Origin of the sequence: Sulfidibacter corallicola, assembly GCF_017498545.1 — a bacterium.
Lineage (GTDB): Bacteria > Acidobacteriota > Holophagae > Acanthopleuribacterales > Acanthopleuribacteraceae > Sulfidibacter > Sulfidibacter corallicola.
In genome coordinates this window covers 10,512,489-10,526,124 of record NZ_CP071793.1, presented here as the reverse complement: position 1 = coordinate 10,526,124, position 13,636 = coordinate 10,512,489, and the positions used below count along the sequence as shown (strand labels likewise).

The following is a 13,636-nucleotide window of genomic DNA, read 5'->3' as shown; positions in this document are numbered from 1 at the left end:
GCAGGTACTCTGAGAGGGGTCTGAACTTAACATCAAAAGTATCAATCGCTAATGCAGATTGAGTTGTCGTGTGAATCATCTGGGCTTGGGTTCCGTTCCGGGAAAAAAACGCAATAGGCCTCGAACGGAATGACTGTGTTCGTATTCGTGTGGATCGGTGTGATCCGTGGACAAGTCATCAACTGCCGCGTGTGACGGTCGCCAGACGGGAACCGAACCCGTCGGCCCTTTGGGCAACGTTCTAGTGCCCAACTTTAACCTGCTGATATACAAAAGAATGTGTTCCTGTAACCCATCGAAGAAGCGATTGGCTCACGGAGCAGGGAATGCCGGGATGATCTTTTTCGTGTTTTTGTCCACGAAAAACACGAAAAGACACGAAAAAGCAGATCCCTGCAGGGTCGGTTCCTTCCCGCGGTGGACCGCGAACGACCTTGATTTTTTGTCCACGAATCACACAGACTGACACGAATCAACAGGACCCATGGGCACCACACGGCAGGTACTCTGAGAAGAGTCTGAACTTAACATCGAAAGTATCAATCGCTTACGCAGATCTATTTGTCGTGTGAATCATCTGGGCTTGGGTTCCGTTCCGGGAAAAAAACGCAATAGGCCTCGAATGGAATGGCTATGTTCGTATTCGTGTGGATCGGTGTGATTCGTGGAAAAGTCATCAACTGCCGCGCGTGACGCGTTACCAGGCAGGAACCAAACCTGTTGGCCATGTAGGCAAGGTTCGAGTTCTCAGATCTAACATACTGATAAACAACAGAATGTGTTCCGGAAATCTATCGGAGAAGCCATCGCCTCACTGGGTAGGCCATGCAGGAAGTTTCCATTTCGTGTTTTTTCGTGTTTTTAGTGGACGGAACTCTGTGTTCTGTTTTTTATAGGGCTCGTTGGGTGAATTATCCATATAGGTTATTTCATTTCTGTAAGTTAAAACGAAAATGAACTTGTTTAATTCGAGTGATTATTGGAGGATAAGATAAGTTTAATCACCAATAGGGATCGAGAGATGATGAACGTCATGCTCCTTCCTCTGTTTTGGGCTCGGATCGTCCGGGCATGGCTTGGGCTATGTCTTGGGTTCCTGATGCTGGGCACCTGTTCGCTCTGGGGTCGGCCTCCCTATACGGATTTGGGGACTGGTCTTCGGATGGACGATCTGTCGCTCCAGGATTTGTTGGATATCGAAATCGTCACTGCGGGAAAAAAACTGGAGAAAGTGGCCGTCGTACCGGCCAGCGTGGTCATTTTGTCGCGCGAAGAGATGGAACTGTTCGGGTTCCACTCGCTTCAGGAAGTGTTTCAGCATGTCCCGGGACTCTACATGCTGGACGACTTCGCCTGGACGGGAACCCAGAACTTCGGTGTGCGCGGTTTCTTGGAAAAGGGCGCCTTCGACAAAATCATTATCATGGTCAATGGGGTCAAGCAAAACGAAGGATATTTCAATCAGTACCTTTTGAACAAGATCGCCGTGCCGATCGAGGCCATCGAACGCATCGAAATCGTGCGCGGTCCGCTGTCGGTCATTTACGGGGATGGGGCCTTCTTTGGCGCCATCAACATCATTACCACCCACGAAAACGATATCTACTATCGACGCTTCTCGGTGCGCGGTGGTTCGGAGGCGACCAAAGAGCTCTATTACGGCGTGTCCGGAGAAGGCGATACCCTGCGTTATTTCGTCAATATGGGCCTGTTCGAGACGGAGGGCCTGGACGTGCCCTACCGCGACATGGTTCGTGATCCCAGTTGGTTGCCGTCGGTGGGCCTGGCGGTGGACAGCCGCACCGAGAAGATGTTCGAAGAGAGCCGCAAGTACTTCGACGTGACCGGGTTTTTCAAGAAGTACACCTTTGGGTTGAGCTATATCGAGACCGACAAGGAAATGACCTTCGGTTTGCCCAGTATCGGCCCGGGCTCCACCGGCAATAGCGCCTCGACCAATTTCTTTTTAGAGTATCGGACACGAGTGACCAAACAGTGGGATATGGCGTTCAAGGGACACTATGCCGTTTACCGCTACCTGCAGGAATACGAGTATCTGTTCGAAGATTTTTTCACCAACGACCACGTCACGGCCAACGGCTTCGAAATGGAAGTCAATGGCTTCTACCATCCCAATCCTCACTGGGATCTCACCCTGGGCGCCTCCTGGCGGTCGGCCTTCAAGCTGGAAAACGCCTTCGATGCGCCCGCCTTTGGGGAGAGTTTCGAAAATTACACCGCCTGGCTACCTCGCGACGAGGACATCACCACTTATGCCCTGTTCGCCCAAGCCAATTGGCACCCGGTGGATTGGTTTCGACTGGTCACCGGTGTGCGCTTCGAACAACAGCGGCCCTACCGCCTGGATTTGATTCAGGCCTACGACACCGAGTTGTCCGCACGGTTCCACGACGTGTACGACGACGACAGCGTGAATGTGGTGCCGCGGGTGGCGGCGATCTTCGACTTCTCGGGGCAGCACGTGGTCAAGCTGCTGTTCGGCAAGGCCATCAAGCACCCCACCTTCGGCCAGAACCTGGATCTGATCGCACAGCCCGATGTGCCGCAACTGGCACCGTCGACCATCGAGACCTACGAGATCAACTACACGGGCACCCTCTCGCCCAAAATAATCGCCAACGTCAGCGTGTTCCGCAACGATTTGGATCGGCTCATCTCGCGGACTTCGGGCATCGACCAGGCAGGTGAGTTTTTCACCTTCGCGGCCAACGTCGGCCGCCTCGAAACCGAAGGCGTCGAGTTCGGCCTCATGGCTCGGTCCGGGGACACGATGAAATTCGAGGTGAACGCCTCGCATCAGGACAGCGAGAACAAGACGCCAGGATTCGCGAACATCCGCCTGGGATACTCTCCGCGCTGGCTCTTTTCCGCGAACGGATACTACCGGTTCGAACGCGGCTCGGTGGCCTTGAGCGGATACTATGTGGACGACATGGAGGCCGAGTTCGACAACGGACCCGCTCCCGACTCGCCGGCATTGGATCCCACCGATCCCGATTATCGACCCGTCGGGCGGATCGGTGAGCGGGTGGATGGGTACTGGAACCTCAACGCCCACCTGCGGGTATCGGCCTTCATGAAAGGCCTGAACCTCAACCTGAAGTTCACCAACCTGTTGGATGAAGAGATCCGCTACCCCACCACGACCAACAACGCCTGGGCCGATCGGGGAACGCTGGGCTTGGGACGGGGCGTGATCTTCGGGGTGAGTCGCCAATTCTAGTCCACGAAAAGCACGAAAAAACACGAAATGGAAACTGCCAGCATGGCCTGCCCAGTGAGGCGATCGCTTCTGCGATGGGTTCACCAGTCCATTCTATTTTTTATCAGTAGATTGCCTCTGATTTCCAGGGCGTTACGCCCGAGTTCGCTTGGGCGGTTTTTCGTGGCTTTTCGTGTATTTCGTGGACAATAACGCGAACAGGTTACTCCTGGCATTGCCTGCCCAGTGACGTGACCGTCTTTTCGATGGTTCCACCAACCCATTCTATTTTTTATCAGTAGGTTACCTCTGATTTCCTGGATGTTACTCCCGAGTTCGCTTGGTTAGTTTTTCGTGTTTTTTCGTGTATTTCGTGGACAAAAACGGGAACAGGTTACTCTTTGCGTCGCCTGCCCTGTGACGTGATCGCTTTTTCGATGGTCTCTCCAGCTCATTCTATTTTTTATCAGTAGGTTACCTCTGATTTCCTGGAAGTTTCTCCCGAGTTCGCTTGGGCGGCTTTTCGTGTATTTCGTGGACGACGGGTCAAATCGTCGGCAAACTGGAGGAAAGATCCCTGAGCGATGACCCCTGAATGGTTTGTCCGCCGCCCCATCTCCCGATATTGATGAACCGGGGGACTCCATGCAAACCAATGTACCACCACCCATTCCGAATACCACCACGACCACTCCACCGCCGATTCCGAAGCGGCCACCACCCGTGCCTCCTCCCATTCCCAAAAAACCATCCCGAATGCGGAGATTCGCCATTTTTTCAGCGACGCTCCTGCTTTCTGCGCTGGGGGCCTTTGCCGTTAGTTTCCTTTCCGAGTCGCCGGACCTGGCCAGGCACATCGTGATGGGCATGATCGCCGTGGTCCTGGTGCCGCTCGCTTTTCAGGCAGTGACCTTTATCACCGCATTGCTGAATTTGGTCGGTCTCGTACAGGTAAATTTCTTGACGATGCAAACCTCCGAAGGAATCATCGGGGTGTACCGCCTGCTCAACAAGAACCGGTCGTTTTGGCTTGGGTTGTGGCTCGGCGTGGTGGTCGGCGCGTCGATCGGGATGCACACGGAGAGCTACCCGAACCGCCTGAAAATCGAAAAAACGGAAGCGTTGCTTCAGGAACTGAGCACGGATCTCCACCGTCACTATCAGGATCACGGCACCTATCCGGAGCCAGACCCGTCAGGTCACCTGATCCTCTATCACATAGGGCGTGGCGAGAGAAAGGTCGACATTGCCGAGGACGCTTTCGGCAGGCCGCTGCGATACGAAACGAGCCAACCGGCCGAGCAGGAGCGATCGTGGTTCCGCTTGACTTCACAGGGCGTCGATCCCGAACAGGATGCAGACGACTTGGTAGTGGAAAACGCCCAATGATCGGTTGGATTGGGTGTCCACGAAAAGCATCCACGAAAGGCACTGTCCACTAAAAGCACGAAAATACACGAAAAAATCTGGGGCGAACGCGACAGGCTCTTCGAGGTGGATCGCGACCGACATTTTTTGTCTATCCACGAATCACTCGGATTGACACGAATAAACAGGACCCATGGGTGGCACACGACAGTTGCCTCGAGCAGAGCGCGATCTTAAGGCCATCAATTACAACTATTTATGCAGATCTATTTTTCATATTGAATCATGTGGGTTTGTGTTCGGTTCGGGGACAAACCCGATAGGCCTCGAATGGAGTGACGGTGTCCGTATTCGTGTGGATCGGTGTGATCCGTGGACAAGTCATCAATTGCCTCGAGTGACGCGTTGCCACACAGGAACCGAACCTTTCGGCTTTTTGGGCAACGTTTGGGTTTTGGGAACGAACGGACTGAAAAACAACAGAACGTGTTCCGGAAACCCATCGCAGAAGCGATCGCCTCACTGGGCAGGCCATGCTGGCAGTTTCCATTTCGTGTTTTTTCGTGTTTTTCGTGGACAGTTTTTGGTGGACCCGCAACCCGGGTGGAACAAGCCCCCGACAGTTACGGGCACTTGAGGCCGTCGTTCATGAATTTGACGATGTCCAGAATGTCGGGAGCATCGCCCAGGCAACTGGTACCGCCATTGCCGTTCCAGGCCTCGAGTACCTTGGTGAACTCGCCGACCCGAGACTGCCCATCCTCCAGCACATGTAGCGGCAATTGGTCCTTGTATTGCAGGTCGGGTTCGTCGGCGATGGCGTTGAACCACACGTCGCCAGAGCCGCCAGGAGGAACTTGGAACTCCAGGAAATCCAGCTCGTCATCCTGGGTGACATCGTCCAGGCAGTAGAGATGCGATCCCTGCGGTACGTCCAGGAATCGAAAGTCGAGAAGATTGCCGTCTTCATTGAAAGACGCCGTAGGCACGCGTCGGTCGGCCTCGGATCGAATCATCAACCGAACCTGCGCCGGCTGACCCGTACCCGAGCCCGAGGGCTTCGGAATGTGTACTAAGGCGTTTTGGGACGGTTGTTTAGCGGTGATCCAGATCTCGCTGGTTCCCTCCTTCCAACGGACTGTCGAAACGGTCGGTGGCGGGAGGGGCGCGTCGCCGAAGCCGCCGAGCTGGTCATCGATGTCGATCGGAAGGAAGATGGGGGTGAACGGCTCGCCGCCGGTTAGCGGGAAATCGTTGGTTTGATTTGTACCTGGCCCGCATTCGGTGTTGTCGAACTCGAACGTGACGGTCGTCCCGGGCACTGCATCGCCCGTGGGATTGTATTTGAATAGCTCCAGCTCGGAGGGGTCGTATTCGGGGTCCTCGGGATCGGGGCGAAACACTGGCTGGGAGATGGGGCCGTCGATTGGGTCCGGTGGGAGGATGGGCGTGAATAGTTGGTAGGTGTCCGGGCTATCGAATTCGAAAATCGTCACGATGGGACCCTCTCCGGATTTCCAGAAGCCTTGCGGATCCGTGCCTGGCAGGCCCAGTTGGTCCAAGGGAAAAGTTTGGATTTCGAAGGGCTGGAGCGTCGGGGTGATGGTCGTCGAGACGATGCCGGTCGATATGTCCCGGAACGATCCCGTGGTCGACTGCGGTGTCGGCGTCAGGTTGACCAGGTGCACCGTTTGGTTGGCACCATCCACGATATCGAAAAAGGGGATCGGGTAATCAGTATCGAAATCGTCCACGGACGACTCGGGGAACAGGCGGTTGGTGGAGCCGAGGAATTTCGGGTTCGGCCCGTCCGATTCCTGGAAGTTGCGGATCTCACCTTGAAGGTCGGGGTTGTCCGAGGTCAACCACCACAGGATGTTGTCTTCTTCCGCGGGCGTGCCGTTGGTGTTCACGGCAAAGCGACCGCCACTGGGAACGGTGGCTTGGATGAACCCCGGATCCTCCAGATGGGTGCCCACGGGGCTTCCGTTGGGATCGGTGGTGAAAATGGTGACCGTGGCATCGAGCAGGGGATTGGGGTTCGACACCCAGATCTGGCTTTGCGTGCCGTTGCCGTTTTGCCCGAATCCGAAAAAGCAATCCAGATCCGGCGGGCATAGGAACGGGACCGTAATATCGAGATCGTTGTTGGCGGTGTCGGCGTCACAGATATTGGCCGTGGCGGACAGGTCGAGATTCAGGACGCCGCCGATCTGCGGCTCGAATCGGAAGAAGCCGGAATGATTTTGGGCGGGGCCCAAATCGCTGCCGTTGCAGTTGACGCGGTTCCCGGTTTGCACGCAATCCTGACCATCGAGGACGGCCGAGACCAAATCCGTACCGAGCGGCAAATCGAACGAGACGATGGGGCTCTCGGCGTTTTCGTCGCCGTTGTTGGTGAGGAGGATCTCCACATCGAAGGCCTCGCCGATGAAGCCGCTCTGCGGCGCGGAAGTCAGGTCCAGGCTGAGGTCGGTGGAGGAGGCGGCCGGATCGCGGGTGATGCCCAATCCCGCAAAGGATTGTGGCCCGTTGATGCAGTCCATGGCGAGCATGACCACGAATCCGTCGGCGTCCACGGCGGCCTTGATTTGGTCCACGTCGGCGCTGGGTACGGTGTAGAGAGTCGGGGACGGCGAATCTGTAAAATCGATGGGGATCGGGCCCACGAACACGCCCGGCCCGCCCACGCAAGGGTTGACGCCGTTGCCGTTGGCGACCGCTTCGCTGACGATGGCAAAGGTCCGGAAGGTCGACTCGGAGCCGCCGAGCACGTTGAAGACGAGCGGTTGGCCGGGCGGCACGTTGGCCGTGAAGGCGGGGAACCCGCTGGGCCCACCGGTGACGCAACCCTTCAGAACCACGTAAGTGGGCGAGAAGGGGTCCATGCACAAAATATTGGGTTCATTGGGGCAAACCCGCCGTACTTCCTGGCTTTGGGACGATGAGAGATACGCGTCGTCATCACCACCGGTGGTTTGTGCGAAGACGACGGTCGTGGTGCAGAGGAGGGCGCTGGCCAGGAGGCGGAAAACGGCGAGGACGAGTGACGCGGCAGGTGAAGTAGGCATGAGGGACACCTTCGAGAGACACGCTTGATGGGGGCGAGGCTGCCATTGTTCCGAGTGGGTGGGAGCCCGACGCCCGGATCGTGATCGGGCCTCCCTCGAAAGCGGCGAATGGGTGTTGGTGACGACGGTAGGGACGGGTGGAATCGAAAGGGGCGAAGCGCGAGGCCCATCGAGCCGGTGACCTCGGTCCACGGAACGGCAACGTCAGGTGTGCTTGGTCTGCCACGCCCGTAAAAGGCGAGGGCCCTGTCGGCCATGGATGGCACGTTCCGTTGCTTTGCGAATCCAAAATTCGAAACTCGATGTGCATGTGGCTTCGGAAACAGATACGTCTGGCCCTGGCCGTTTGGATTTTTGGTGTCACACTCTCGATGCCTGCGCCTCTGGCAGGAGAGGCGATCCGTACCCGCTCGGTCGCTTCATGGCAATCCATCGGGTGGCAAACGAAAAAAGGCGCGGTCGACAGTTGCTGTCGGCCGCGCCTTGGTTTTGCGGTTCGCGTTTTGGCTAGTTTTCGTTACAGCTTTGGCCCAACGCTTCAATGCGATAGCTGTAGTTGTAGAAGTCCCAGCCGGAGAAGACGTCCGGCGTGGTGGCGACCACCAAATACAGCGTTTCACCGGCGGCGACGTCGACGTCGACTTCGACCGCGTTGTCGAGATCGTCCGAAACCGCGATTGGCGTGTATCGGCGTTCGCCGGTGGTGCTGTTGTAGACCACCAACCGGCCGCGAAACAGGTTGGGATCCAGGGTCGCAGACTCGGCGAACACCGCGACGCGATAGGTTTCGTTCACCGTGGGCGGTGCGACCTCGTATGCGTTGTTGGCCCAGGAGCCAGGCAAGTACGCGGTGGGTACGTCGGTCCATTCGCCGCAGGTGGCGCTGTTGTCCATGTTTGCGGTGAACTTGTGGTTGACGGCGTCGATGTCGCCGCCGCCGGCCATACGGCGCAGCGAAGCTTCCTCCGATTCGCGCCACAACGCTTCGTGTTCCATGTCCCAGGTGGTGGCCACGGCGGCGAAGTCGGCGAAGATTTCGGCGAAGTCGTAACCCTCGGCTTCCACCAAATCCTTGGCGACCGCCATCGGTTCACTGGCAACGCGGCGATCGTTGAACATATCGCCGATCAAACGCGGGTAGGCGACGGTTTCGGTGAGGTAGAACCACCAAATCGAGGCGCCGTAGGCGTGACCGCCCTGCTTGTCGTGGCCGGCGCGATCTTCGGTCGGCGAGCCGTTGACGACCCACATCGGCAGGTGGGGAATCGCGGTGTAGAAGGCGATCAAGGTGTCGCGAACGGCGGGGATGTTGCGGAAGGGTTGCCAGCTTGCGGAGGCTTCCAAAAAGTACTTGTTCCCACCAAAACCGTTGTAATTCTTGAGCTTGCCTTGGAAGGAGTGGAAGTTTTCGTGCAGCCAGAACTGGCCGTTCACCTGGGTGAGCGGGCTGCTGAAGCTGTAGGGCCTGACGAAGGTGTTGAAGATGCCTTGACTGAGGACCAGGTCTTTGCCGGAACCGTTGTCGATGTAATCGCAGAGGTTCCCGCGCGGCGACATGCCGTGATCGAAGACGTTCTCTTCGTAGACCTCGTCCTGCTTGTGCACGTAGTAGTCGAGACTTTCTTCGTGACCGGCGACGATCTCGCTATCCCAGTACTCGCACACGTAAATGCCGCACATAAAGTTGGGGTAATCGGGATAGCGTTCTGCCGCGGCCGAGTCGGGTGTGCAGTTTTCACCGAGAACCGCCAGTTCTTCGTCACCGAGCAGGCGGTCGTAGATCCGCACGTTCCAAAGTGCACCCTCGTGTCGTGGGAAGCGCAGGGTTTCCATCAAGTCGTCTGGGGCGCTCTCGAGCGCGGTATCTTGGCGTTCGCCGTTGACCAGGGTGCTCACCGTGTTTCCGCCCAAAAGCACGGCAACGTGGTTGCAACTGAACTGGTTGAGGAGTCGGGCGGAAGCGATTTGGGTGGTCACCGTGCCGTCGTTGATGAATTCGAAGAACAGGCGATCTTCCTCTTGGTAGATTCGCAGGCCGTTGGATTCCAAGAGCACCTGCACCTCTCCCAACGTGTTGGGTTTGGTCAGGAAGGACAGCGTCAGTGCGTCGTTGCCGAGGACGAGATCTTCCAGTTGGAGCACCATGGTTTTTTGTTCCATGTGCGCGCGGGTCGGCGTGTCGCGGGCGGCGTCGAGCTGGTCGTAGACCGTGACGTTGCCGATCAAGTCTTGCGAAATGACGTGGTTGGGGATCAACGTGACCAAGCCGTCGGCGGTGCCGCTGAAGTTGGCGGTGTTGCAATCTCCCTGGATCAGGTTGACCAAGATGTGGGCCTCGTCGACTTGGTTCTCGTTGTTGCGCAAGCTGTAGGAAAACTGGTCGAGGCCTTCGAAACCGCCGTCGGGCGTGTACACCAGCTCGTTACCGGAAAGGGCCAAACTGCCGCGTTGCGGTTCGGTGAGCAGTTCGAACGATTCCAAGGCCACCTCTTCACCGAAACCGTCGATGACCACGGCGGCATCGTCATAGGTGGCAAATTGGTAGTTGTCGTGGTCGTCGTTGGTGAATTGTATCGTGCGCGAGCTGCAGGCGTCGCCGAGACCATCGCCGTTGCTGTCCGTTTGGAGCGGGTTGAAGTAGCTGACGCAGTTGTCTTGGTAGTCGTAGACCCCGTCGCCATCGCTGTCTTCACCGTAGGGGGTGTCGTCGCAAAGGTCGCCCTCGCCGTCGCCGTCCAGGTCGCTTTGGTCCAGATTGGCGATGTTGGGGCAGTTATCGACTGAATCTTCGATGCCGTCGCCGTCGCTGTCGATGGCGATATCGTCGGCGGGAGAGGAAGCCAGGCGCTTGACCTTGTAGACATGGAAACCACAATGGTGCGTCGGCTTTTTTGCGATAAAGCGTTTGATTTGGCCGGGGCGCATCGTCATCTTACCCCAAAGCGTTTCATTGCAGCGGTTTGGGGTATTCTGCTCGTTGACGTGGTGGAAGAAGTCGGTATAGTGCTTATTGGGTTTCAGAGAGGTCGTCATTCTCGTGATGCGTACCGGATTGTCCGCGGTATTGTGCAGGGCCACGTTGCCCGGGCGCAAATCACTGCCGGAATAGAGAAAGGGCCCGCTCAGGTTCACGCGGGTCAGGCCCGCGGTGACCAGAGGTTGGCCTTCAGAGAGGAAAAGGTGGCCGTTTTGGTCCAGTAAATAGACCTTCACCGGTTGGCCGAGAGAGCCGGAATCGGGGGTACCCGCGGTCTTGATTTTGACCCAGTGGGTCTCGTCCTGTGCCGAGAGGGAACCTGTAAACACAAATCCCAGCAGGAGGAGGGTGTGCACAGCGGCAAGGGACGTACGCGCCAGCTTAGGTGTGTAGAAAGCAAGTGTTTCCGTGTGGGAATGCATGATGTCTAACCTCAAAAAGGGGTTTGGTTGAAGTGAAAATTCAATGAAGAAAGGAAATTGGAAAGCTTTGGCGTTCTCGTCTTAGACTTTGGGCCTTGGTCACGAGAATATATTGAGCTTTCGTGGCATGTAAAAAACCGTTATCATCTCAAAAAGAGATTTCGCCAAAACTCGCAATGGTGCGATTATCGCGGGGCGATTGTGGAGGAATTTGGGAGGAAATGTGATTTTTTTCGCATATCCCCAACGCAACGATATCTCGCACCGATCGCTCCTTGACATCGAGCCTTTGTTCGATCCCGAGGCGAACCGCAGCTAGGGCATCCATCAGGCCTTGGGGCGTTTGTTCCGTGGCCAGCGGATCGACTCGTTTCACCCTGGCGTATTCTCCATGGATGGACCATGACCGCACTCCACATCACCACCGAGATCGAGGCACCCATCGAGCGCGTGTTCGATCTTTCGCGCAGCATCGATCTCCACATCGGCAGTCAATCGACCCATCGGGAAAGAGCGGTTGCGGGTCGAACCTCCGGACTCATCACCCTGGGGGAGACGGTTACCTGGAGTGCCGTTCACTTCGGCATCCGGCAGCGGCTCACCACCCGGATCACCGCCATGGAGTCGCCCCACTTTTTTCGGGACTCGCAGGAACGAGGCATCTTCAAACGTTTCGATCACGACCACCTCTTCGAGCACGAAAACGGGATCACCGTCATGACGGACGTCTTTGACTTCGACGCACCGCTGGGCCCCCTGGGACGGCTGGCGGAATGGCTGGTCCTGAAACGCTACATGACCCGGCTACTCCGCGAACGGAACACCATGATCAAGACCGCCGCGGAAACGGATCTTTGGCAACGCTTTTTATCCAATGGGTGATGAAATGCCGTATCATACTATGATTTTTTACCACGGAGTTCGCAGAGGAAACGGAGTCGTATTATTTTAATCTATCGATATTTTGTCATTTGAGCCAGGTTGTTTAACTAAATTACAGGGTGTGTGTCGTTTGTTTGGGAGAATGCTTGCCCACCTCACAGGTACCCAGGGAAGGCCCACCAGGTTCGCTTGCCGCTCATTGGACGCGTTTTCTGGGAACTCTCTTGAAACAAAGTGGCTTGTTTAACCTGAGCTGGGTCTTGCCGTCGTCAAATCCCGATCAGGATGGCAGGAATGATCGAAACCAGGAAAAGCTGGACCATGTGTGACACCAAATGCGCCTGCCGAGGACTCCCGCCCAAGAAGCCATTTCGTGTGATTCGTGGGCTTTTTCTCGGCGAATCTGAGAGTAAGTAATGCGCTGGAAATGTTGTTGGTTGCAACTTCGCCCTGGCTCTGAGACACTTTTCGCCTGCCCCGTTCTACCCTTTCCGGCCGAGGTGATCTGCATGTCCAGCCAATCCTTGATGAAAGACGGTCTCGGTGAGGCCGCCATCGACCGCATCGTTTCCGGTTTGAACGCCGTGTTGCCCGACTTCGACAGCCGAGGTTTCAAACGGGCCGCGCTCGACGGACTCGAGGCCCTCGAGCTGAAGGAACGTGTGCGCCATCTCATCGAGGTCATGCACGGGTTTTTACCGTCCCGGTTCGAGACGGCGGCCGAGGCCCTGTGCCGGCTTCCCGAAGTGTGGGACCACGGCGATCCCGACGACCCCATTCGCGGTTTCGCGATCTGGCCGGTCACCGACTACGTGGCCGCCTACGGGCTCGACCACCCGGACGCCGCCTTCGCCGTCATGGAGCGATTGACCCATCTGTTCAGTGCCGAGTTCGCCATTCGGCCCTTCATCAAGCAACACTACGATCGCACCTATCGCCAACTGGAGGCCTGGTGCGATCACGCCGACGAACACGTGCGGCGCCTGGTCTCGGAGGGGACGCGCCCTCGGCTTCCCTGGGGCATGCGGCTCCAGGACTTCATCCGGGATCCCGAACCCACGATTCCGTTTCTGGATCGACTCAGGCAGGATCCCAGTCTCTACGTGCGGCGTTCGGTCGCCAATCACGTGAACGACATCAGCAAGGACCATCCGGATCGGGTCGTTCAGCTCTGCCAGGATTGGTTGGACCAGGAGGTTGGCGATCCCGACCATCTCCAGTGGATCGTGAAGCATGCCACGCGAACCCTGGTCAAGATGGGTCATCCTGGCGTCTTTCCGCTCTTGGGCTACGACAACGACCCCCACATCGCGATCCGGGATTTACGGCTCGAACCGAGCGAGGTGGCGCTTGGCGGCGAGATCGCGTTTCAGCTTGTCTTGGACGCGTCGAAGGACCATCAGAAATACGTGTTGGATTACGCGATCCATTTCGTCAAAAAGAACGGCAAGCGTTCGGAGAAGGTCTTTAAGCTCAAAACCGGGATCTGTCATACCGGCGAGCCGGTACCGATCTCGAAGCGCCATTCGTTCAAGGCGATCACGACGCGCACCTACTATCCTGGCGAGCACCTGCTGGCCATTCACCTCAACGGGAGGGAAGTCGCGCGCACGGCGTTCGACCTGGTTCCACGAAACTGACGGCGGCCCAGGACAACTGTCCACTAAATCCACGAAAAGACACGAAAAAGAAA

General features: G+C 56.9%; 7 protein-coding genes. 4 read left to right on the top strand and 3 right to left on the bottom strand.

Features of this window, described 5'->3' with window-relative positions:
* Positions 1 to 1,162: 1,162 nt before the first annotated feature.
* Together J3U87_RS31525 and J3U87_RS31520 are read left to right on the top strand one after the other, a co-directional pair.
* On the top strand, positions 1,163 to 3,244 hold the full coding sequence (locus J3U87_RS31525; protein ID WP_237379782.1) for a TonB-dependent receptor plug domain-containing protein: 2,082 nt from the start codon (positions 1,163 to 1,165) through the stop codon (positions 3,242 to 3,244).
* A gap of 735 nt (positions 3,245 to 3,979) precedes the next feature.
* The gene (locus tag J3U87_RS31520; RefSeq protein WP_237379781.1) at positions 3,980 to 4,612 is read left to right on the top strand and encodes a hypothetical protein; all 633 of its coding nucleotides are present in this window, start codon (positions 3,980 to 3,982) and stop codon (positions 4,610 to 4,612) included.
* A gap of 602 nt (positions 4,613 to 5,214) precedes the next feature.
* Here J3U87_RS31520 and J3U87_RS31515 read toward each other — a convergent pair.
* The 3 genes from J3U87_RS31515 to J3U87_RS31505 form a co-directional block, all read right to left on the bottom strand.
* Positions 5,215 to 7,662, bottom strand: coding sequence for a DUF11 domain-containing protein (locus tag J3U87_RS31515; protein ID WP_237379780.1), 2,448 nt, complete (start codon positions 7,660 to 7,662; stop codon positions 5,215 to 5,217).
* 507 nt (positions 7,663 to 8,169) lie between these two features.
* Positions 8,170 to 10,968 (bottom strand): thrombospondin type 3 repeat-containing protein, encoded by a 2,799-nt coding sequence (locus tag J3U87_RS31510; protein ID WP_237379779.1) that lies wholly within the window; start codon positions 10,966 to 10,968, stop codon positions 8,170 to 8,172.
* 241 nt (positions 10,969 to 11,209) lie between these two features.
* Positions 11,210 to 11,437 (bottom strand): hypothetical protein, encoded by a 228-nt coding sequence (locus J3U87_RS31505; protein WP_237379778.1) that lies wholly within the window; start codon positions 11,435 to 11,437, stop codon positions 11,210 to 11,212.
* A 26-nt stretch (positions 11,438 to 11,463) separates the two neighbouring features.
* Here J3U87_RS31505 and J3U87_RS31500 point away from each other — a divergent pair, with 26 nt between their 5' ends.
* Together J3U87_RS31500 and J3U87_RS31495 are read left to right on the top strand one after the other, a co-directional pair.
* Positions 11,464 to 11,943, top strand: coding sequence for an SRPBCC family protein (locus J3U87_RS31500; RefSeq protein ID WP_237379777.1), 480 nt, complete (start codon positions 11,464 to 11,466; stop codon positions 11,941 to 11,943).
* A 509-nt stretch (positions 11,944 to 12,452) separates the two neighbouring features.
* Positions 12,453 to 13,583 (top strand): DNA alkylation repair protein, encoded by a 1,131-nt coding sequence (locus tag J3U87_RS31495; protein WP_237379776.1) that lies wholly within the window; start codon positions 12,453 to 12,455, stop codon positions 13,581 to 13,583.
* Positions 13,584 to 13,636 lie beyond the last annotated feature (53 nt).